17 protein-coding genes are annotated in these 22,468 nt (G+C 66.9%); 4 read left to right on the top strand and 13 right to left on the bottom strand.

Annotated features, from left to right (window positions below; translation table 11 throughout):
• From ABWV23_RS12055 to yajC, 4 genes are read right to left on the bottom strand one after another with little or no spacing between them, the layout of a single operon-like run.
• Positions 1–765, bottom strand: coding sequence for a sulfite exporter TauE/SafE family protein (locus ABWV23_RS12055; RefSeq protein WP_353348013.1), 765 nt, complete (start codon positions 763–765; stop codon positions 1–3).
• Positions 746–1,717: a protein translocase subunit SecF gene (gene secF, locus ABWV23_RS12060; RefSeq protein ID WP_353348015.1), complete on the bottom strand. Its 972-nt coding sequence runs from the start codon at positions 1,715–1,717 to the stop codon at positions 746–748. Before secF ends, ABWV23_RS12055 begins: the two co-directional genes overlap by 20 nt.
• A gap of 1 nt (position 1,718) precedes the next feature.
• Positions 1,719–3,380, bottom strand: coding sequence for a protein translocase subunit SecD (secD, locus tag ABWV23_RS12065; RefSeq protein WP_353348017.1), 1,662 nt, complete (start codon positions 3,378–3,380; stop codon positions 1,719–1,721).
• 34 nt (positions 3,381–3,414) lie between these two features.
• Complete coding sequence (gene yajC, locus ABWV23_RS12070; RefSeq protein WP_353348019.1) at positions 3,415–3,699, bottom strand: preprotein translocase subunit YajC; 285 nt, start codon at positions 3,697–3,699, stop codon at positions 3,415–3,417.
• A gap of 546 nt (positions 3,700–4,245) precedes the next feature.
• On the opposite strand from yajC, the gene serS reads away from it, so the two are divergent.
• Entirely contained in the window at positions 4,246–5,538 is a 1,293-nt protein-coding gene (gene serS / locus ABWV23_RS12075) for a serine--tRNA ligase (protein ID WP_353348021.1), read from the top strand.
• A gap of 51 nt (positions 5,539–5,589) precedes the next feature.
• On the opposite strand, the gene ABWV23_RS12080 is transcribed toward serS, so the two are convergent.
• The 8 genes from ABWV23_RS12080 to ABWV23_RS12115 all read right to left on the bottom strand — a co-directional run bounded on the left by ABWV23_RS12080 (position 5,590) and on the right by ABWV23_RS12115 (position 14,924).
• The gene (locus ABWV23_RS12080; protein ID WP_353348023.1) at positions 5,590–6,171 is read right to left on the bottom strand and encodes a helix-hairpin-helix domain-containing protein; all 582 of its coding nucleotides are present in this window, start codon (positions 6,169–6,171) and stop codon (positions 5,590–5,592) included.
• A gap of 170 nt (positions 6,172–6,341) precedes the next feature.
• Complete coding sequence (locus ABWV23_RS12085) at positions 6,342–7,340, bottom strand: fatty acid desaturase (RefSeq protein WP_353348025.1); 999 nt, start codon at positions 7,338–7,340, stop codon at positions 6,342–6,344.
• Between the two features lie 127 nt (positions 7,341–7,467).
• On the bottom strand, positions 7,468–8,487 hold the full coding sequence (locus ABWV23_RS12090; RefSeq protein WP_353348027.1) for a hypothetical protein: 1,020 nt from the start codon (positions 8,485–8,487) through the stop codon (positions 7,468–7,470).
• Positions 8,488–8,634: 147 nt separating this feature from the next.
• The gene (locus tag ABWV23_RS12095) at positions 8,635–9,870 is read right to left on the bottom strand and encodes a saccharopine dehydrogenase family protein (protein WP_353348029.1); all 1,236 of its coding nucleotides are present in this window, start codon (positions 9,868–9,870) and stop codon (positions 8,635–8,637) included.
• Positions 9,871–9,926: 56 nt separating this feature from the next.
• Positions 9,927–11,018, bottom strand: a complete 1,092-nt coding sequence (locus ABWV23_RS12100) for a carboxynorspermidine decarboxylase (protein ID WP_353348031.1) — start codon at positions 11,016–11,018, stop codon at positions 9,927–9,929.
• 264 nt (positions 11,019–11,282) lie between these two features.
• Positions 11,283–12,746 carry a ribosome biogenesis GTPase Der gene (gene der, locus ABWV23_RS12105; RefSeq protein WP_353348033.1) on the bottom strand — a complete coding sequence of 488 codons (1,464 nt, stop codon included), beginning with the start codon at positions 12,744–12,746 and terminating at the stop codon, positions 11,283–11,285.
• A gap of 50 nt (positions 12,747–12,796) precedes the next feature.
• A complete protein-coding gene (locus ABWV23_RS12110; protein WP_353348035.1) occupies positions 12,797–14,131 on the bottom strand; it encodes a PQQ-like beta-propeller repeat protein in 1,335 nt (444 codons plus the stop codon).
• A gap of 118 nt (positions 14,132–14,249) precedes the next feature.
• Complete coding sequence (locus ABWV23_RS12115) at positions 14,250–14,924, bottom strand: tetratricopeptide repeat protein (protein WP_353348037.1); 675 nt, start codon at positions 14,922–14,924, stop codon at positions 14,250–14,252.
• Between the two features lie 354 nt (positions 14,925–15,278).
• Between ABWV23_RS12115 and ABWV23_RS12120 the strand changes: the two genes are divergently transcribed.
• The 3 genes from ABWV23_RS12120 to ABWV23_RS12130 all read left to right on the top strand — a co-directional run bounded on the left by ABWV23_RS12120 (position 15,279) and on the right by ABWV23_RS12130 (position 20,783).
• Positions 15,279–16,535, top strand: coding sequence for an efflux RND transporter periplasmic adaptor subunit (locus ABWV23_RS12120; protein ID WP_353348039.1), 1,257 nt, complete (start codon positions 15,279–15,281; stop codon positions 16,533–16,535).
• Complete coding sequence (locus tag ABWV23_RS12125) at positions 16,532–20,332, top strand: efflux RND transporter permease subunit (RefSeq protein ID WP_353348041.1); 3,801 nt, start codon at positions 16,532–16,534, stop codon at positions 20,330–20,332. Before ABWV23_RS12120 ends, ABWV23_RS12125 begins: the two co-directional genes overlap by 4 nt.
• A gap of 199 nt (positions 20,333–20,531) precedes the next feature.
• Positions 20,532–20,783, top strand: a complete 252-nt coding sequence (locus tag ABWV23_RS12130; protein WP_353348043.1) for a VPEID-CTERM sorting domain-containing protein — start codon at positions 20,532–20,534, stop codon at positions 20,781–20,783.
• An 18-nt stretch (positions 20,784–20,801) separates the two neighbouring features.
• Here ABWV23_RS12130 and xrtE read toward each other — a convergent pair whose 3' ends face one another.
• Positions 20,802–22,370, bottom strand: a complete 1,569-nt coding sequence (xrtE, locus tag ABWV23_RS12135; protein ID WP_502901651.1) for an exosortase E/protease, VPEID-CTERM system — start codon at positions 22,368–22,370, stop codon at positions 20,802–20,804.
• Positions 22,371–22,468: the final 98 nt, after the last annotated feature.

A 22,468-nucleotide genomic window follows, 5' to 3' on the forward strand; every position in this document is an offset into this window, starting at 1 on the left:
TCACTCCCAGATCGGCAGCCCGGACAGGGCCGAGACCGCGATGATCGAATAGGCCACCGCGCGATAAACCCGGTCCAGCCCGGGGCGGAAAATCGCAGCGCCGGCAAGGTTGCCCAACAGGTTCGGCAGCGCTAGCGCCATTCCCAGTGCCACCGGGACCAGGATCAGCCTGTCCTGGACCGCGAGCAGGCCCAAAAGCACGATGTCGAAGAAAAACAGATAGGACATGATCGAGGCGCGGACAACCGGCACCGGGTTCGGGCTCGCCATGTAGAGCAGGATCACCGGCGGCCCCGGCATCGCCGCCAGCCCGCCGAGAAAGCCCGCCAGACCGCCGGTGCCCAGCACCATTCGTGGGCCCAGCGTGCCCCGGTAGCGCACCCCGGCGATCAGGCAGGCCAGCATCGCCAGCGACAGCAGCGACACGCCGGTGCGAAACAGCTCGGGCGCGATCATGCTCAGCGCCCAGAGACCCAGCGGCAACACCAAGAGTGTCGCCCCGACCAGCCGCAGCAGGTCGCCCCGGTCGGAGCGGCGCAGCGCGGCGGGAATATTGGGGATCGGACCCAGCAGGTCCATCGCCGAGATCGCGATCAGCGCCGAAAGCGGCGGCAGCACCTGCGCCGCCACGGGCACGAAGACGAGGCCAGCGCCGAAGCCGGCAAAGCCGCGCACCATGCCCGCAACGAAGGCCGCCAGCGCCAGCCAGCCCAGCCCCGGCGTTGCCAGGGCCGAGACAAGCGCGTCAGGCGTCCACGTTGGCAAACTGGTTCCCGGCGTTCTTCGGATCCGGCTTGGACCAGTCACGCTTGACGCCGAGGAACAGCAGGATCGCCGAGGCCACGAAGACCGAGGAATAGGTGCCCACGATCACGCCCCAGATCATCGCGAAGACAAAGCCGCGGATCACGTCGCCGCCCAGAACGAACAGCGCGATCAGCGCCAGCAGGGTGGTGACCGAGGTCATCAGCGTCCGGCTGAGGGTCTCGTTGATCGAGATGTTCATCACATCCTTCAGCGGCTTCTGCTTGTACTTGCGCAGGTTCTCGCGGACGCGGTCGAACACCACCACCGTATCGTTCAGCGAATAGCCGACGATGGTCAGCAGCGCCGCGATGATCGCCAGGTCGAACTTGATCTGCAGCTCGGAAAAGATGCCGATGGTCAGCAGCACGTCATGCACCAGCGCCACCACGGCCCCCAGCGCGAACTGCCATTCAAAGCGCATCCAGATATAGATCAGCACCGCGCCGATCGCCAGGACCACCGCCAGCGCGGCGGTCTGCACCAGCTCGCCCGAGACCTTGGGCCCGACGGATTCGACCGAGACGAACTTGATATCCGGAACCACGGCCTGCAGCGCGCCCTCGACGCTCTGCACCGTCTCGGCATTGATCGCCTCTTCGTCGTCCTGCGCCTGGATGCGGATCATCGCCACGTGCTGATCGGCACGAAAACCGGGGTCGAACACCTCGGAAATCAGCACATCACCCAGCCCCAGCGGCGTGATCGCATCGCGATAGACGCCGACATCCAGGTTGGTGGCGCTCTCGGTGCGGATGGTGGTGCCGCCCCGGAAGTCGATGCCATAGTTCAGCCCGCGCAGCGCGAAGGAGCCGAAGGCCATGAGCATCAGCAGCCCGGAGAGGCCCAGCCAGAGCTTCCACCGGTTGAAGAAATCGAACGAGGTTTGCTCGGGAACCAGTCGCAGTCGCATCTTATACCTCGATCGTTTTGGGGCGGCGGCGTTCAAACCAGATCACGATCAGCAGCCGGGTCACGTAGATCGCCGTAAAGACCGAGGTGATCAGACCAAGGCCAAGGGTGATGGCGAACCCGCGCACCGGGCCGGAGCCGATGGCGAACAGGATCACCGCGGTGATGAAGGTGGTGATATTGGCGTCGAGGATCGCGCTGAGCGCCTTTTCATAGCCCAGTTCGATGGCGCGGCTGGGGCCCTTGGCGGTTTTCAGCTCTTCCCGGATCCGCTCGAAGATCAGCACGTTGGCGTCCACCGCCATGCCGACGGTCAGGACGATCCCGGCGATCCCCGGAAGGGTCAGCGTGGCCCCGATCAGCGACAGCAGGCCAAAGATCAGCCCGACGTTCAGGATCAGCGCGATATTGGCGAACAGGCCGAACAGCCCGTAGCTCAGCGCCATGAACACCAGCACCCCGACGAAGGCGACCCCGGTGGCCAGCTTGCCGGCCTCGATGCTGTCGGCGCCGAGTTCCGGGCCGATGGTGCGCTCTTCGAGGAAGTCCAGCCCTGCCGGCAATGCGCCCGCGCGCAGCAGCACGGCCAGGTTGGTGCTCTCCTCGACGGTGAACTGGCCGGTGATGATTCCCGAGCCGCCGGGAATGTGGCTCTGGATCACCGGGGCGCTGATCACCTCGTCATCGAGCACGATCGCAAAGGGCGAGCCGATGTTGTCGCGGGTGTAATCGCCGAACTTGCGCGCGCCGGAGGTGTTGAAGCGGAAGCTGACCGCCGGTCGCCCGTTCTGGTCAAAGCTGGGCTGGGCGTCGACCAGTTCCTCGCCGGTGACGACGGGGGCAGCCTCGACGGTGTAATAGACTCCCTCTTCGTCGATCGACGGCAGGATCTTGTTGCCGACGCCGGCGTTGGCATCCGGGTCCGAGCCGCGTCCGACCACCGGGTTGAAGGTCAGCTGCGCGGTGGTGCCGATGATCGCCTTGAGTTCCGCCGCGCTGCCGATGCCGGGCACCTGGATCAGGATCCGGTCTGAGCCCTGGCGCAGGATCGTGGGTTCGCGGGTGCCGACCTCGTCGATGCGGCGGCGGACGATCTCCAGCGCCTGTTTCACCGTGCGATCGTCGGAGGCGAGTTTCTCGGCATCCGACAGGGTGACGACGATCTCTCCATCGTCGCCACTGACAACGATATCGGTTGAACCCGCACCGCTAAGTGATTGAATAGGCCGGGCCAATCCGCGCACGACCTCGACCGCGCGGGCCATGTTCTCGGGCTGGCTGATGCGAATGCGCAGCTCGTCCGGGGGCGAGGGTTGCAGGCGGATGGTGCCGATGGTGGCGCGTTCGGGGCGCAGGGCGTCGCGGATCTCGGGCCACATCGCCTGCATCCGGCTTTCATAGACGTCGCCCACCCGGACCTCGGCCAGCAGATGCGCGCCGCCGCGCAGGTCGAGCCCGAGGTTGACCAGAGACGACGGCAGGAAGGACGGCCACTGGCCAGCCTGCGCCTCGAGTTCGGGGGTGGAAATCCCGGTCTCGAGCACCGCGCGGGCGTCGTTGGATTGCTCCACCCTGTTGTAGAACGCGTTCGGCAGGGCGAGGAACAGACCCGCCGCGCAAAGCAGCCAGATCAGCACCCGCTTCCAAAGATCGAATTGCAGCATTACCCTGCCTTTTCAGTGGGTTACAAGGTCAGCTTCAGCTTGCCGGTTCGGTCTTGCTGGTCACCTGGGCGATGGTCGACTTGACGACGCGGACCTTGACGCCCTCGGCCAGTTCGACCTCGACCTCGTTGTCGTCCTTGACCTTGCTGACCTTGCCGATCAGCCCGCCCTGGGTGACGATCTGGTCGCCGCGCCGCACCGCCGCGACCATGGCCTGGTGTTCCTTGACCTTTTTCTGCTGGGGACGGATCAGCAGGAAATACATGATCGCGAAGATCAGGATGAGCGGGAGAAACTGGCCGATTGCGCCTGCGTCCATGGGGGAATCCTTCGGTAAGCTGAGGCGGGGCAGCCCCCGCGGTTTGGCGGGAACCTATGCGGTGGCCCCCGGGTTTGCAAGGCGGCGAATTGGGGAGTTCGGGCGTTGTTTCGTAGGGTTTCGGCCGGTCCGACCGGGGCGGATTCCGCCCGATCGGGGAGTCCGACGCCGATTTCGTACGATCCGGTTGGATTCGGGGGGGATTAGGCCGGAACGCAACGCCCGGTCCCCGGGCAACGCCGTCCTCACTGCGCCTTCTTCCTGGGAGAGGTTGGTGCCCTGCCCGTCCGACGGTTCGCCCCGCCCCGTTGCACCTTTATCGGGCGTTGCGCCGCTTGCGCCTGTCATCCCCGCGCAGGCGGGGATCTGGTGGCGACATCAGCTTTGGGAGGCCCCCCGCTTTCGCGGGGGTGACAGGGACATGGGGCATCGCGGGGATGCGCGGGCGCCACAGGCCATGCCACCGCGACGGCGGGGCATGTTCCCCCTGCCCGCGCTTTGCGGCATAACCCGGCCAGACCGATTCACCCCGAGGGAGCGACCCCCATGCATGACATCCGTGCGATCCGCGAAAACCCGCAGGCGTTCGACGCCGCCCTGGCCCGCCGGGGGGATGCGCCGATGTCCTCCGAGCTGTTGTCGGTGGACGAGGCGCGGCGCGCCAAGATCCTGGCCGCAGAGACCGCGCAGGCCGAGCAGAACAAGGCCGCCAAGGCGATCGGCGCAGCCAAGGCCAAGGGCGACGAGGCCGAGTTCGAGCGGCTGCGCGCCGAGGTCTCGGAGAAGAAATCGGAAGTCACCGCGATGCAGGCCGAGGCCAAGGCACTGGACGCGAAACTGACCGACATGCTGGCGCGCATTCCCAACCTGCCGGCCGAGGACGTGCCCGAGGGCGAGGACGAGAATGACAACGTCGAGGTGCACCGCTGGGGCACACCGCGCGAGATGGATTTCGCGCCGAAGGAACATTTCGAGATTGCAGGCGTGCTGCCGGGGATGGATTTCGAGACCGGCGCCAAGATCAGTGGCGCGCGTTTCGTGGTGCTGCGCGGCGCGGTGGCGCGGATTCACCGGGCCCTGGCGCAGTTCATGCTGGATACCCACGTGGACGAGAACGGGCTGACCGAGACCCAGACCCCGGTACTGGTACGCGACGAGGCGATGTATGGCACCGACAAGCTGCCGAAGTTCGGCGAGGACAGCTACCAGACCACCAACGGCTGGTGGCTGATCCCGACGTCGGAAGTGACGCTGACCTACTCGGTCTCGGGCGAGGTGTTGGGCGAGGCTGAATTGCCGATCCGGATGACGGCGCATACCCAGTGTTTCCGCAGCGAGGCGGGCAGCGCCGGCAAGGATACCTCGGGCATGTTGCGCCAGCACCAGTTCGAGAAGGTCGAGATGGTCTCGATCACCCACCCGGACGAGAGCGACGCGGAACAGAAACGCATGTTGCGCTGTGCCGAGGGGCTGCTGGAGAAGCTGGGGGTGCCCTATCGCACCGTGATCCTGTGCACCGGCGACATGGGGTTCGGCGCGCGCCGCACCTTTGACATCGAGGCCTGGCTGCCCGGGCAGGATACCTATCGCGAGATTTCCAGCGTCTCGACCACCGGCGATTTCCAGGCCCGGCGGATGAACGCGCGGTTCAAGCCCGCGGATGGCGGCAAGCCCGCGTTCGTGCATACGCTGAACGGCTCGGGGCTGGCGGTGGGGCGCTGCCTGATCGCGGTGCTGGAGAACGGGCAGAACGCCGATGGCTCGGTCACCCTGCCCGAGGTGCTGGCGCCCTACCTCGGTGGCAAGACCACGCTGACCGCCGAGGGCACGCTGGCCTGATCGACGGCACCGGGACTAGAAACGGGACAAGACAGGGGAAAGGGCGGTGGATCAGCCGTCCTTTTTCTTTTTCTTGCCCTTCTTGGATTTTTTCGACTTCTTGGTGTCTTTTGCCTTTTTGGCGTCCTTTCCCTTGAGCTTGGCCTTTCTCGCCTTCTCCTTGGCTTTTTTCTTGGCCTTGGCGAATTCCTCGGCCAGCGCCTCGGCCTTTTTCTTGGCCTTGGCCGCCTTGGCCTTTGCCTTGGCCTTCTTGCTGTCGGCGATGGCCTCCGGGGTCGGTTCCGGGTCAGCGGCGATGGGTGCGGCGGGGGTCGCGGCCGGTTGTGCAGCGGACGGTTTCGCGGCGGGCTTGGCGGTGGCGGGCTTGGCGCGAGACGGCGTTTTGCGCGCAGGCGGTTTGGCCACGGCGGCGCGCTTGGCGGGCGTGGCCGGACCCGGGGCGGCGGTCGCGGCGGTCTGGATGGCCCGGGCGGCGGCGATCATCGCGGCGGCGCGTTGCGGGCCGATCTTGCGCACCGCGACGAGGTCTTCGACCTTGGCCTCGGCCAGCGCTTCGGGCGTGGCGATGCCCTGGTCGGTCAGGGTGCGGGCCAGGGCCGGGCCGATGCCGCGAATGTCGGTGAGCTGGGTCATTCTTTCTCCTTCTGTCTCCCGGGGGGTGGGCAACAACTGACGGGGCTCCGCCGGCAACCGGCGGAGGTGGCGTGAAGCCTAGCGCAGAGCCGGCCCGAATGTATATACAAAAAATATACGGAATGCGCCGCTGCGGCAGTGCGGCGCATCGCCCGGATCAGGCGGCCCGCCTAGCCCGCCGTGGCGCGGGGACCCTGCGCACGCAGCCTGGCGCCGCGGCCCGGGAAGGGCACCAGGCGTTTGGCTTCCTCGTCCCAGAGCTTGAGCCGCAGCGCCGCCACGGCCTCGGGGAACCTGATCCGGCGCGGGGCGTATTCCGGCGGCAGGTTGTAGTGGCAGGCGCGCAGCCGATAGGACGGGATGCGGGCGTTGAAATGGTGGATGTCATGCAGGGTGATGCAGGCCACCGCCAGGTCGAAGGCCCAGCCGAAGTCCAATGCCGAGGAGCCCTGCAGCGCCGCGAGTTGCGGATCGAGGTCGGGGCGGCGGTCCCAGTAGGTATCCTCGAAATTATGCTGCAGGTAGACGAGGAACACCCCGATCATGCCGCCCAGCAGCGAGAAGGCGAAATAGACGCCAAGGCCGGTCCAGCCCGACAGCGCGAAGATCAGCCCGACCCAGGCCAGCACCGCGAGGTTGTGCAGCAGCACCCCCCTGACCCCGAACCGGGTGGTGTTCTTGGGCCAGCGGTAGCGGATGAAATAGGTAAAGAGCGCGCCCAGCGGCACCAGGATGAAGGGGTTGCGATAGAGACGGTATTGCAACCGCGTCCAGAACCCCGCCGCGTTCCATTCGCGCAGGGTCATGGTGTGGATCTCGCCGGTTTCGCGGTGCTCGAGGTTGCCGATGCCGGAATGGTGGAGGTTGTGGTTCTGCTTCATCACCTCGAAGGGGGCGAAGGTGAAGGGCGACAGGCCATGGCCGGCCCATTCGTTCTGGGCCCGGGTCTCGAACAGGGAATGGTGGCCGCAATCGTGTTGCAGCACGTAGAGCCGCACCGCCGAAAAGGCATGCACCACGCCGGCAGGGATCAGAACGTACCATTGCGCCACATGGGCGATCGCCAGGTAGAGCGAGGCGAAATAGACCGCGAAGGTGCCGAAATAGCTGAGCGCGGCCAGGCGGTTGTCCTGCCTGGCGTATTGTCTGGTGTAAGCCCTGAGATCCATCTCTGTCCCCATGCGTTGTCGTCGAACGGCCCCCATCAGGTAGGCACCCACGCCACGCGCGCAAGTCCGCCCGCGCCGTCATCCTATGATAACGCGGGTTTATGACGAAATCACCACCTTCGCCCCGTCATTTGCAGATCGGCAACTCCAGCGGTGGTTGTTTCGGCAGCGATTGCCGCCACTCGTTGATGATCGGCTGGAGGGTTCTTTTGGGCCAGAATCTCGGTGCGCGGATCGCCTTGAGGCAGGCCGCGTTCCAGTAGAGTCCGGCGCGGGCCAGCGACCGGCCCTTTTTCACCACCTTTGCGACCGCGTCGATGTCACCGCCCTCCGGGTAGATGTAGAGCGTCGTCGGGTTTCCCTCGACCCGCGCGAGGATCTCGCGGGCCTCCGGGGGCGACCAGGTGGTGCAGCCGTTGCTGCGGCCGCCGGTGTAGTTCACCAGCCGTCCGAAGGGGACATAGCCCGCGTCATCGGCGTAGGGGCTGTCGGGGTTCTTCAGGCGGCATTGCCACTTGACGAAAACCGCCGGATGGCCGCCGATGGCGCGCTCTCGCGCGTTGTCGGTGTCGCCCTCGCCGTCGAACAGCAGGAAGGTGCGATGGAACGGCGTCTGCTTGCCGGATTGGCTGACATAGCCCTTGAAGGAGGTCCGCGTCTCGGCGGTCACATAGGCGCCGCCCATGGTCAGTTTTGACCCCTCGGCGTTGCTGAAGTGTTTCGCGCATTGGCGACCGTTGGAGAAATCGGCGCGTTTCAGTTTCCGCCCGTTGCCATAGCCCGAGGACACCGCGCGAAAGGATTTGGCGGCCTCGCAGATGACGTAGAAGCGGCGGCCCGGCTTGCCGCCGGCGGCAGTGCTGGGGCGGGTCGCGTCCATGGCGAGGTAGCAGGGGTTGGACACCCTGCCCTCGGCCCGTTTGCGTTGGTAGAGCGCACGCGCCCGGGTCAGGACCACCGGGGCGATCTGCCCCTCGCCCGTGCCGACGTGTTTTTGCAGCCATGCGGGAATTTGCGCGGTTTGGGCGGCCACCGGAGCCGATTGAAAGCCGGGCCATGCGGCCAGCACAAGGGCGGCAAGGCTGCGACGGGGCGCATTCAACAGCACTGCGACATTCTCCTGCTTGATCATCCTCGGGACCAGCATAGCACAAATCACGTGCCTGCCGATGGTCCTGCGGTGGGTAGCAGAAGATTGCCGATGCGGCGCGGCCGCGATACAGGCGCATCGCGCCCGGTGCGGAGGACCGCCCCCCATCGGGGGGCGATCATCGGGCTTTCCGGTCGGTCCGCCTCAGGCGTTCCAGGGATGGTCGCCGTTGGCGTCCTTGACCCGCGTGGGCAGGCCGATGCGGTCGAGCTGGGTGAAGAAGGGCTTGGGATCAAGTTCCTCGACGTTCTTCATGGTGCCCGCGTCCCAGTCGCCCGAGGCCACCAGCAGGGCGGCGGCGACGGGCGGCACGCCGGCGGTGTAGGAGATGCCCTGGCTGCCCACCTCCTTGTAGGCCTCGGCATGGTCGGCGACGTTGTAGACGAAAAGCTCGACCTCTTCGCCGTCCTTCACGCCCTTGACCAGATCGCCGATGCAGGTCTTGCCGGTGTAGTTCGGCGCGAGGCTGGCGGGATCGGGCAGCACCGCCTTGACCAGTTTGAGCGGCACCACCTCGAGCCCCTCGGCGGTTTTCACCGGGACTTCCGAGAGCAGCCCGAGGTTCTTCAGCACGGTGAAGACGTTGATGTAATGCTCGCCAAAGCCCATCCAGAACCGCACGTCGGCCTGCGGGTAGTTGGTGGCAAGGCTGTGCACCTCGTCATGGCCGGACTGGTAGGCGGTCTGTTTGCCGACCACGGGCAGATCCCATTCGCGGCCGCTCTCGAACATCTCCTTTTCCTTCCACTGCTGGTCCTCCCAGTAGTAGACGGTGCCGGTGAATTCGCGGAAGTTGATCTCCGGGTCGAAATTGGTGGCGAAATACTTGCCGTGAGACCCGGCGTTGATGTCAACGATGTCGATGCTCTTGACCTCGTCCATCTGGTCGATGGCAAAGCGGGCAAAGGCGTTGACGACGCCCGGATCGAAGCCGGCACCGAGGATGGCGGTGACGCCCTTTTGCGCGCAGAGATCGCGTTTCTTCCATTCGTAGTTGGCATACCACGGCGGGGTTTCGCAGATCTTGGCCGGGTCTTCGTGGATCGCGGTGTCGATATAGGCCGCGCCGGTCTCGATGCAGGCGTCGAGCACGGTCATGTTGACGAAGGCGGAACCGACGTTGATCACGATCTGCGCGCCGGTGTCGCGGATCAGCTGGGCGACGGCGGCGCTGTCCATCGCGTCGACCTGGTGCGCCTCGAGCACGCCCTCCTGTTTCATCGCGCCCTTGTCGCGGACCGAGGCGAGGATCGCCTCGCATTTCGACAGCGTCCGGCTGGCGATATGGATGTCGCCGAGCACATCGTTGTTTTGCGCGCATTTATGCGCGACGACCTGTGCGACGCCGCCAGCGCCGATGATGAGAACGTCACGTTTCAACTCAAGGGACCTCCGTCCTGGGTGTTCGGGTTGGGTAGTCTTTCGGTGTCAGGGGTTCACGACAGGACCGCCGTGAAATCCGCATAGGTAAAGTCGCGCACCAGCCGGGTGCTGCCGTCAAGCTCGCGGATCGCGATGGCCGGCATCTGGACGCCATTGAACCAGTTTTTCTTGACCATCGTGTAACCGGCAGCGTCCTGGATCGAGAGCCGGTCGCCGGATTTCAGCGGCTGCGGGAATCGGAACTCGCCAAAGATATCGCCGGCGAGGCAGGATTTGCCGCAGACCATCCATTGGTGATCGCCGCGCTCCTCCATCTTGGCGGATTCGCGGTAGATCAGCAAATCGAGCATATGCGCCTCGATCGAGCTGTCGACGATGGCGAGGTGCTTGCCGTTGAACAGCGTGTCGAGAACGGTGACCTCGAGCGTGGTGGAATTGGTGATCGCGGCCTCGCCCGGTTCGAGATAGACCTGCACCTCGTTCTCGCCGGCAAAGCGTTTCAGCCGTTCGGCAAGGCGGTCGAGCGGATAGCCCTCGCCGGTGAAGTGGATGCCGCCGCCGAGCGAGATCCACTCCATGCGCTTGATCAGCGGGCCGAACTGGGCCTCGATCCGGGTCAGCATGGCGTCGAAACGGTCGAAATCGGCGTTCTCGCAGTTGTTGTGGAACATGAAGCCGCTGATCAGGTCCGCGACGGGTTCGATCACCTTGGGGTCATGTTCGCCGAGGCGCGAGAAGGGGCGCGCCGGGTCGGCGAGGTCGAAATCACTGGTCGAGACGCCGGGATTGACGCGCAGACCCCGGGTGTGGGCGCGGCTGACCTCCTCGAAGCGGGAGAGTTGCCCGGTGGAGTTGAAGATCACCTTGTCGGAATTGGCCAGCACCTCAGCGATCTCGTGGTCGGCCCAGGCGACGGAATAGGCGTGGGTTTCGCCCTGGAACTTGTCGCGCCCCAGCTTGACCTCATAGAGCGAGGAGGAGGTGGTGCCGTCCATGTAGTCGCTCATCATGTCGAAGACCGACCATGTGGCAAAGCATTTCAGCGCCAGCAGCGCCCGGGCGCCGGAAGTCTCGCGCAGGTGGGCGATCTTTTCCATGTTCGGCAGCAGCCGCGCCTTGTCGATCAGGTAATAGGGCGTTTGCATTGCGGACCGCGCCTCCGGCTCTGGGGAGATGATGGCAGAGAGCGGCGACTTAGCAGCTTGACCGCACAAGACAAGGGTTGATTTCGGTCGGATGGCGTTCCCCTGCCCTGTCATCCCCGCGCAGGCGGGGAGCTGTCGGCGGTGATGGTGGGGCTGCGGGATCCCCGCTTTCGCGGGGATGACAGGTGTGACGGGGGAGGTAGGCGTGAAGGTCGCGCGTGGTCGGGTGCGGCCCTCTTCGCGACACGTCGGCGGCAAGGCCCCCTACTTCAGGTGCTTTTTCAGCTTGCTCGGCTGGGCCTTCTTGCGGCCCTTGTAGGGGTTCTTGTCGCCCTGCCCGCGCAGGGTCAGGCGGATCGGGGTGCCGGGCATGTCGAAATCCTCGCGCAGCCCGTTGACCAGGTAGCGCGAATAGCTTTCGGGCATCTTGTCGGGGTGCGAGCACATCACCACGAATCCCGGCGGCCGGGTCTTGGCCTGGGTCATGTAGCGCAGCTTGATCCGCTTGCCCTGCGGCGCGGGCGGCGGGTGCTGTTCCAGCATCCCGATGAGCCAGCGGTTGAGGCGGGCGGTGGAGACGCGGCGGTTCCACATGTCATAGGCGCGCAGGATGGCGTCGTGCAGCCGGTCGAGCCCCCTGCCCGTCTTGGCCGAGACCGTGACCAGCGGCGCGCCGCGCAATTGCGGCAGCAGACGCTCGAACGATTCCTTGAGATCGCGCAGTTTCTCCTGCTTGAACTCTTCCACGTCCCACTTGTTGACGGCGACGACCACGGCGCGGCCCTCGCGTTCGGCCAGATCGGCGATGCGCAGGTCCTGCTGTTCGAAGGGAATCGCGGCGTCGAGCAGTACCACCACCACCTCGGCGAACTTGACCGCGCGCAGCCCGTCCGAGACCGAGAGCTTTTCCAGTTTCTCCTGCACCTTGGCCTTCTTGCGCATGCCGGCGGTGTCGAAGATTCGAATCGGGGTGCCGTCCCATTCCATCTTGAGCGAGATGGCGTCGCGGGTGATGCCGGCCTCGGGGCCGGTGAGCAGGCGTTCCTCGCCGAGGATCTTGTTGATCAGGGTCGACTTGCCCGCGTTGGGGCGGCCGACCACGGCGATCTGCAGCGGTTTGGCAGCGGTCGGAACCGGGGTGCGGGAGACGCCGTCCTCGTCGTCGTCGAAATCCGCGTCCTCGTCGAGGTCGACCTCGACCTCGGGGGCGTGGTCCTCGGCGCGCTCGGCAAAGGCATCGGCCAGCGGCATCAGCTGGGCGTAGAGGTCGTTGAGCCCCTCGTTATGCTCGGCGCTCATGCGGATCGGTTCACCGAGTCCAAGGCCATAGGCTTCGATCACACCGGCATCGGCGGCACTGCCCTCGCCCTTGTTGGCAGCCAGCAGCACATGCGCCGAGCGCTTGCGCAGGATATCGGCGAACATCTCGTCGATGGGGGTGACGCCGGTGCGGGCATCGATCATGAACAGGCAGACATCGGCCATGTCCACCGCCCGCTCGGTCAGCCGGCGCATCCGGCCCTGGAGACTGTCGTCGGTGGCATCCTCGAGCCCGGCGGTGTCGACCACGGTAAAGCGCAGGTCGCCCAGCCGCGCCTCGCCCTCGCGCAGGTCGCGGGTGACGCCCGGCTGGTCATCGACCAGCGCAAGGCGCTTGCCGACGAGACGGTTGAACAGGGTGGATTTGCCGACATTGGGCCGACCCACGATGGCGAGGGTGAAGGACATGGACCTTGAACTTTCGAAAACTCAGATGCGCCCCTTAGCGCATCTGAACGTCAACGGAAAGCGTGCAGTTCACCGGCGGTGCTGACGACGTAGAGGGTGCCCCCGGCCACGACCGGCTCCGTGGTGGCGCCATCGGGCACCGCGGCCGAGCCGGCAAGGCTGCCGTCCTCGGGGTCGAAGAACCGCAGATAGCCGTCATTGGAGGCCACCACGATGCGCCCGCCGGCCAGGATCGGGCCATAGTTGGCAAAGACGGCGCCGCGCTTGCGCGAGGTGGGGTTGCGCAGGTCCGACAGGTTGACCGCCCAGACGGTGCTGCCGTCGCGGGCGTCGAGGCGCACCAACTGGTTGCGATCGGAAATCACGAAGACGCTGTCGCCGGCCGGTTGCACCGTGTCCAGCGCGCCCTCGCGCGCGGTCCAGAGGCGGTCGCCGGTCTCAAGGTCATAGGCCACGGTGCGCCCGGCCTGGTTGCCGGCATAGACGCGATTTCCCACCACCACCGGGCTGCCGGTGACATCCATGATCAACGCCTGCGCCCGGCCCTTGCGCCGCCCCGCGACCGTGGCAGACCAGCGCTGCAGACCGCCACGGCGGAAGGTGGCCATCAGGTCGCCCGAGCCGAAAGCGAAGATCGCCAGTTCCGGGGTAAGCGCGGGCGCCGGCGCACCAAGGACGTTGGCGACGCTGGGGGTGCCGGATATCTGCCAGGCGACGCGACCGTCCTTGGCCTTGATCGCCCAGCCGGTGTCGTCGCCGGCGACCAGGTAGATGATCCCCTTGTAGACGGTGGGCCGGCCCGAGCCGGTGGCGTCGAGCTGTTGCTGCCAGCGTTGCTGTCCGGTGCGGGCGTCGAGCGCGGTGAGCAACCCGTAGCCGGAAGAGACGTAGAGCGTGCCGTCGTCATAGGCGATGCCGCCGCCGGTGGCCTGCCCCTCGTCATCCTCGGGCGGGGTGAGGTCGGCGCTCCAGGCCAGCGTACCGTCGCGGGTGACGGCCGAGACGCGGGCCGCCGAATCGAGTGTATAGATCAACCCCTGCGCCACCACCGGCGTGGCGGTGATGCGTTGGCGGCGGCTGTCGCCCGAACCGATCGGCACCGACCAGGCCAGTGCCGGCGCGGCGGACAGCGCCGGGTGCGACACGCGGAAGGCCGGCGTGCCCTGCCCCTGGGTCCATTCGGCGTTGGAGGTCTGGCGCGGCAGGCGGATCGCCCGGGCGGTATTGCCGGAGAGGTCGGCGGCAAGCCGGTCCTCGGTCACCGGGTGGATATCCTCACGCTCGCCGGGGAGGATCACTTCCGGCTCGGAACACCCGGCCAGAAACAGCACCGCGCCGCCAACAAGGGCCAGACCGGTGCGCGAGAAGGAAAACGCTGTGCTCATCTCAGGGTGCCTGTCGTTCTGTCCGTGTTCTATCTGCGTCGTTCTATCTGTGTTCTGCCCGCGTGCCGTCTGCCCGGGTCTGGTGCCCCTTGCACCGTTCCGATTTCCGGCGCGCGCCTTATCCCTGCTGCTGTCCGAGCGCCGGGGCCGGCGTGCCGCCAAGCGCCACGATGACCTGTCTGGCGCGCTGCTGCAAGCCGGCATCGGCCTCGGCGTCCTGCAGGATCGCCTGAAGACGGTCGAGGGCGGCCTCGGTCTCGCCCTCGGAGATGTCGATCAGGGCCAACTGCTCTTCGGCCAGCAGCCGCAACGGCTTGCCCGGCTGTGCCAGCGCCTCGAACTGCAGGCGGCGGTCGTCGGCGGACAGGGTTTCGGCCTGCAACGTCAGCGCCTTGAACTGCGCGATCTCGCGGTAGATCCCGGGCAGGTCGCCGTTGCGGGCGATATCCTGCAGGTCGGCGACCGCCGCCTCGATCTCGCCGGCCTCGGCGCGGGCGGCGGCGGTCAGGAAGTCGAGCACCGCCTCGCCACCGGGGCTGTCGGCCTCGATCCCGGCCAGCGCCTCGGCACGTTGGTCCGGGGCGTCATTGGCCAGCGCGGCGAGCATGGCATCGCCCAGGGCCTGTGCAGAGGCGGTCGCCTGCGCCTTGCGGTATTCGTTGTAGGCCGCGCCGGCAACCACCGCCACGATCACCACCGCAGCGATCCAGCCATAGCGCCGCATCAGCCGGAAAAGCCGGTCGCGGCGGACCTCTTCGGTCACCTCGTCGATGAAACTGTCGGCGTCGCTCATGCCTTGCCCCCTGGCCCTGTTCCCCGGCCCTGTTCGAGGGCCCGGTTCTGCGGGCGGTTCCGGACCGAACGGTCGGGTCCGCCGTTGATGAATGCCCCGCGGCCCGCCCCGAACCGGCCCGACAGGGCAAGACCGGACGGTGCCCGATCGGGCGATTTGCCCCCTATTACCCCGCATGCCACCACAAGCCAAGGGCCGGAAACATTGAAAAAACGCCGCCGTTGTGGTGCTGATTTGCAAGAATTGGGTGCGATGCGCCTGAAGCGGGCTAGACTAACGGGGTGCTGCGCGCCATCTCATGCCTTGATCGAAGAGCCTTGGCGGTACTGGCCGAGAAAACCGAAAGACCCTGCGATGCGACTTGTCCCCGTTCTGACCGCGATCCTCGTGACCGCCGTGCTGTACCTCTCCGTGTTCCAGCGCGACCGGCTGCTGGGCTTTGCCCGTGGCGCGGAGGTTGGCGCCGAGGCGGCAGAGGCCGCTGCGACCGAGGCCCCTGCGACCGAACCGGACGGGAGCACGGAGAGCGAGGGCGCCGGGGCGGTGGGCGTCGTGGTGGTGCGCTCGCAGGCCCGGACCATCGACAGCGCGGTTCTGCTGCGCGGCGAGACCCGCGCGGTGCGGCAGGTGCAGGTGCGCGCCGAGACCACCGGGGCGGTGATCTCGGAGCCGTTGCGCAAGGGGGCCTTCGTCGAACCGGGCGACGTGCTTTGCAAGCTTGACCCCGGCACCCGCGAGGCCTCGCTGGCGCAGGCGCGCGCGGCGCTGGCCGAGGCGCGGACCCGCGTCCCCGAGGCCGAGGCGCGGTTGCAGGAGGCCAAGGCGATGCTGGAGGAGGCGCAGATCAACTACAACGCCGCCTCGAAACTGAACGCGGGCGGATACACCGCCGAGACCACCCTTCTGGCCCGCGCCGCCGGGGTGCGCGGCGCCGAGGCCGCCATCGCCTCGGCCGAGGCCGGTGTCGAGGCCTCCCGGTCGGGCATCGAGGCGGCGCAGGCGACCGTCGCCGCCGCCGAGCGCGAGATTTCCCGGCTGACCATCACCGCCCCGTTCGAGGGGTTGCTGGAATCCGACGCCGCCGAACTGGGCAGCCTGATGCAGCCCGGCAGCCTCTGCGCCGAGGTGATCCAGCTCGACCCGATCAAGGTGGTGGGCTATGTCCCCGAAACGCAGGTCGCCCGCGTGGCGCTGGGGGCCATGGCGCAGGCCCGGCTGGCCACCGGTGAGGAAGTCGTCGGCAAGGTGACTTTTCTCAGCCGCTCGGCCGATCCGACCACCCGCACCTTCGAGGTGGAGATCACGGTGCCCAACCCGGACCTGACCATCCGCGACGGCCAGACCGCCAGCATCGGCATCTCGGCCGATGGCGCGCTGGCACACAGGGTGCCGCAATCGGCGCTGACCCTGAACAACGAGGGCACGCTGGGCGTGCGCGTGGTGCTGCCCGGTGACGTGGTCGGGTTCCAGCCGGTCGAGCTGCTGCGCGACACGGTCGACGGCGTCTGGCTGGGCGGGCTGCCCGAGCAGGCCGACATCATCGTGGTCGGGCAGGATTTCGTCACCGCGGGGGTGCAGGTGGCGCCCAGCTATCGCGAGGTCACGCAATGACCGGCATCGTCGACTGGGCCGCCGCCCGGGCGCGGATGGTCATCGCCTTCATCGTGATCTCGATCCTCGTGGGCGGCTATGCCTACACCAGCCTGCCCAAGGAGGGCGAACCGGACATCGAGATCCCGGCGCTGTTCGTCTCGGTTATGTTTCCCGGCATTTCCGCCGAGGATGCCGAGACGCTACTGGTCAAACCGATGGAAACCGAGCTGGCCGACCTCGACGGGCTCGACAAGATGACGGCGACCGCCGCCGAGGGCTATGCCGGCGTGGCGCTGGAGTTCGAGTTCGGCTGGGACAAGACCGCGATCACGGCGGATGTGCGCGACGCGATGAATACCGCCCAGGCCGATTTTCCCGACGGTGCCGAGCAATATACCCTGACCGAGATCAACTTTTCCGAATTTCCCATCGTCATCGTCAACCTGACCGGCGCGGTGCCCGAGCGCACCATGGCGCGCATCGCCAAGCAGTTGCAGGACGATCTCGAAGCGCTGGACCCGGTGCTCGAAGCCGGGATCGCCGGCAACCGCGACGAGATGCTCGAGGTGGTGATCGACCCTCTGCGGCTGGAATCCTACAACGTCACCGCCGGCGAGCTGATCAACGTGGTGCGCAACAACAACCAGCTGATCGCCGCCGGCGAGGTGGAGACCGACCAGGGCACCTTTTCGGTCAAGATCCCCTCGTCCTTTGACAGCCCGCAGGATGTCTACAACCTGCCGATCAAGACCAACGGCGACCGGGTGGTCACGCTGGGGGAGCTGGCGCAGATCAACTATACCTTCGAGGATCGCGCCGGCACGGCGCGGTTCGACGGCGAGAACACGGTCGCGCTGCAGGTGGTCAAGCGCAAGGGCTACAACCTGATCGACACCGTGGACCTCGTGAAGCAGACGCTGGCAACCTCGCGCGCCAAGTGGCCGCCCGAGCTGCGCGCCGCGATCCAGGTCGGCACCTCGAACGACCAGAGCCGGGTCGTCGGCTCGATGGTGAGCCAGCTCGAGGGGTCGGTGCTGACCGCGATCGCGCTGGTGATGATCGTGGTGCTGTCGAGCCTGGGCAGCCGCGCGGCACTGCTGGTGGGGTTCGCGATCCCGACCTCGTTCCTGCTGTGCTTTGCGCTGCTGGCGGCGATGGGGGTGTCGATCTCGAACATCGTGATGTTCGGGCTGATCCTGGCGGTGGGGATGTTGGTCGACGGCGCCATCGTGGTGGTGGAATACGCCGACAAGCGCATCACCGAGGGCGTCGGCCCGATGCACGCCTATGTCGACGCGGCGCAGCGGATGTTCTGGCCGATCGTGAGTTCGACTGCGACCACGCTCTGCGCCTTCCTGCCGATGCTGTTCTGGCCCGGCGTGCCGGGCGAGTTCATGGGCATGTTGCCGGTGACGCTGATCTTCGTTTTGTCGGCCTCGCTGGTGGTGGCGCTGGTCTACCTGCCGGTGATGGGCGGGGTGACCGGGCGGATGTCGCGCGGGTTTTCCCACACGTCCGAACGGCTGCGGGCGAGCCTGCCCTGGGTGGTGCGGGCGGCGCTGGTTCCGGTGGCCCTGTATTCCATGTTCCTGGGCGCGATGCAGGTGCTTAACCCGGCCTACCTGATCCCGGGCGCGGCGGCGCAAATGCCGCCGGTGATCGGGTCGCTGATCGGTGCGGTGCTGTTCCTGCTGGCCGCCTTTGCCGCCTCGATCACCCTGAGCGCGGCCCGGATCGAACGTCCGCCGCGCCGGGTCGCGCGGCAGAACAGGCATACGCTGTTCGGCTGGGCGATTTATGCCATTGCCGGCAACCCGGTGATGCCGATCGTCGCCGTCGGCACCGTGTTCGCCGGGGTGTTCTATGTCGCAGCGGTGCTGTTTCCGGCCAATTCGCGCGGCGTCGAGTTCTTTGTCGAATCCGAACCCGAGCAAGCCACCGTCTATGTGCGGGCGCGCGGCAACGTCTCGCTGGCCGAGACCGACGCGATGGTGCGCCAGGCCGAGCAGGTGGTGATGGCGCATCCGGCGGTGATCAACGTGTTCTCCTTTGCCGGGGACGGCGGGCTGAACCAGAACACCGGCGGCGCACAACTGCCGCCCGACACGGTGGGCCAGATCCAGTTCGAGATCATCCCGTGGGAGGATCGCCCGACCGTCACGCAAAGCTGGGGCGACGGAAGGTTCGAGCGGCAGGTCACGGCGCCCGAATTCGACGGCGATTTCGTCCTCGACCAGCTGACCGCCGAGTTGGACAGGCTGCCGGGTTTCGAGACCGAGGTGGTGGCGCTCGGGCGCGGCCCGGCCTCGGCCAAGCCGGTGCATCTGCGGCTGAAGGGCGACAACTGGGCCACGCTGACCGCCGCCACGGCGCAGGCGCGGGCCGTGTTCGACGCCACGCCGGGGCTGATCAAGGTCGAGGATTCGCTGCCCCTGCCCGGCATCGACTGGCAGATCGACGTCGACGTGGAAAAGGCCGGCCGCTTTGGCGCCGATGTCGCCACGGTGGGCGCGATGGTGCAACTGGTGACGCGCGGCATCCTGCTGGACACCATGCGGGTGGACAGCAGCGACGACGAGATCGAGATCCGCGTGCGGCTGCCGCGCGCCGACCGGGTCCTGAGCACGCTGGACACGCTGAAGGTGCGCACCGGCGATGGGCTGGTGCCGCTGTCGAATTTCGTCAGCCGCAGGCCGGTGCAGAAGGTGGCCACGATCAGCCGGGTCGACCAGCAACGCTATTTCGACGTGAAGGCGGACGTGCAGGCGGGGCTGTTCAAGATCATCGACACCCACCCCGAGACCGGCAACGAGCGGCGGCTGGCGGCGGTGCACAGCCTGCAAACCGGGATCTCCTCGGGGGGCGAGGTGATCGAGACCGCCGGCGACCGCTACGAGGTGATTGCACTGACCGGGGCCGAAAGCTTCGCGGCGGTGCGGGAGGCGCTGGCAGAGGGCGCGGCGCGGCTTGCCCCGATCAACGCCAACGAACGGGTCGCCATGCTGACCGGCTGGCTGGAGAGCGCCCCCTTCCCCGCCGATGTCACCTGGGAATGGACCGGCGACCGCGAGGAGCAGGCCGAGAGCCAGGCGTTCCTGTCCAAGGCGTTCCTGGCCGCGCTGGGGCTGATGTTCATCATCCTGCTGGCGCAGTTCAACAGTTTCTACAACTCGGTTCTGGTGCTGCTGGCGGTGGTGCTGTCGACCACCGGCGTGCTGATCGGCATGATGGTGATGCAGCAGCCGTTCTCGATCATCATGACCGGCACCGGCATCGTCGCGCTGGCCGGGATCGTGGTGAACAACAACATCGTGCTGATCGACACCTACCAGGAGTATTCCCGCTACATGCCGCGGATCGAGGCAATCGTGCGCACGGCAGAAGCGCGCATCCGCCCGGTGCTGCTGACCACGATCACAACGATGGCGGGGCTGACGCCGATGATGTTCGGCCTCTCGCTCGATTTCATCGGCGGCGGCTATTCCATCGACAGCCCGACCGCGCTGTGGTGGAAGCAGCTGGCGACGGCGGTGGTGTTCGGGCTGGGCATCGCCACGGTGCTGACGCTGGTGGTGACGCCGTCGCTGCTGGCGCTGCGGGTCTGGGTGACGACCTATGCGGGGTGGATCGGCCGGATGCTGGCGCGGCTTACCGCCGGACGCTCCAGCCGGATCGCCCGCGACATGCGGCTGAACCGCTCGGCGCGCAAGCTGAAGGCGACGGAGATCCTGTGGGACGACGGCAGCGCGGCACCCGGGCATGGCGACGACAGCGCCACCCGCCCCGGCAGGCCACCCCTGAAAGCCGCCGAATAGCGGACCGGGCACCGCGACGTCACGCGGTGCCGTCCACGTCCTCGCCCCCAATTCGCCACGATCCCTCGACAGTTCGACGAAATTTTCGGGATTGTAGCCGAAACTGGCGGCAGATTACTGCCATTTTTAAACTTCTTTTGCGATTCTCCACTTCTTCTGCCATATTCTCACGGTCATTTTGATCCGGAGGATTTCTGCCATGTACCGTCGTTCACTCACCCTTGCCGCATCGACTGCGGCGCTTTTGATGTCGGCCGTTTCGGCCTCGGCGCAATCTCGCGGCTGCGGCTGGCTGGGAACCCGGCTGGGCTGGAACTGTGGTGGCGGCGGCGGCGGAAGCTCGCGCGTGCCCGAGATCGACGCCTCGACCGGACTGCTGGCGCTGGCCGCTGTCGGTGCCGCGCTGGCGCTGGCCTGGGAAATCAAGCGCCGTCGCAACCGCAGCAACTGAGCCCGGCGCAAACCGTCCTCAGATCAGCGACCAATCACCAGTGACCAACGCCGCGGCTGCCACCGCGGCGTTTGCCGTTGCATGGGCCAGGATCGCATCGGTGAGCCGGCCCCGGCGCAGCATCACCAGCGCAAAGATCACCCCTGCGGCGCCGGCCTCCAGCACGCGGCCGTGCAGCAGCGCGAAGGCGAGGCTCGAGATGATGATCGCGGCCAGCCGCATCTGCCAGGAACCGCTATCGAACCGCGCCAGAAGGTAGCCGCGAAAGAAGGCCTCTTCGATCACGGGCACCAGCACGGAGGTGCCCAGCACCCGGATCACCGCCCAGAGCGCGAAAGTGGCAGGGGTCATGGCGGCAAGCCCCGGCAGCGGGTCCGCATTTGCGGGCGCCAGCACGATCCATCCCGCACCGACCACCAGCCCGGCCAGCAGCGCCACCGGATCGACCCGCCACGCCAATGCGAGGATCGGCGCCCGGAACAGCCAGAGCGCGCCGGCCATCATCGCCGCCTGCAGCGGAAAGCCGAGTGCGGGTTGCTGCCAGAAGGCGTTGACCACCAGCCCCGACAGCATGAAGACGATGAAGGGCACGATGCGGGCCGCCGTGGCATCCCCGGTCAGGGCGGGGGTCCGGATCTCGGCGCCGGCACGTTGCAGCGACGGAAGCCCCTGCACCACGGTCAGGATGCCCAGCGACAGCACGGTGAAGAACAGCCAGCCGGCAAAGCTGTGAAACCCGTTGACGGCCAGCGACGGCGAGGCATGCGCCCCGATCAGGATCAGCCCGGCGATGCGCAGGATGTTGAAGACCCAGCTGACCACGAGCGCCGCCGGCAGAACCACCAGCCAATAGCGCTCCATGCGCAGGCTGCCCTGCATCAACAGCGCATAGATCGCCATGAAACCGGCGATCAGGGCGAAGCCTTCGATGCCGGAACAGGACGAGGCGATCTCGGCGTAAAACCCGTTGGTGCCGATGGTGGGGGGCGTCATGTTGATCGACACGCTCTGGCCGGTCAGCGTCAGCAGGATCGCCACCCCGTAAAAGGTCGACATCAGCAGGGCGTCGGTGCTCCAGGCAAAACCGAGCGCATCGGCGAGGTCGGGGATCAGCGCGGCCACGACCAGCATCGCCAGCACGCCGTTGCCCCCCACGCGCAGCCAGCCCGCCCAGTCGCGCGGCGCCATCAGCCAGAGCAGCCCGCCCAGTGCGGCCAGCGTGGCGCCCCCGCCCATCAGCGCGAGGAAGAGGCCGAACCCGGCGCGGTGCATCTCTGCGCCGCTGGCCAGCCAGGGCAGGAAGATCAGCATCAGCCCCAGCCCGTGCAGCAGCGCCCAGCCGGTCCGGCCCCGGGTCGCCTCGATCCGCGCAGAGAGGTCGCGGCGCAGCTCGGCGCGCAACCCCAGCACGAGTGCCAATCCCGCCACCACGCAAAGCCCGCGCAGCGCCGTGCCGCGCAGGCCGCGACAGGCCAGCTCAAATCCGGTCTGGCGGCATTCGAAATCGGACAGGACCTGGAACACCACGACGATCGCAACCAGTTCGATCGCGACCAGAGCCAACGCCCAAATCATCCTGTTCCGCATGGTCCTGCCTGCCCGGTTCCCTGAAGTCCGCCCGCTGTCAGACCATAGCAAGCGGGCCGAAACATGGCGAGACCCTGCCCTTTTCGCGCAAGGCCGCG

This window comes from Aquicoccus sp. SU-CL01552 (assembly GCF_040365005.1).
In the GTDB taxonomy this organism is placed as follows: Bacteria; Pseudomonadota; Alphaproteobacteria; order Rhodobacterales; family Rhodobacteraceae; genus Antarcticimicrobium.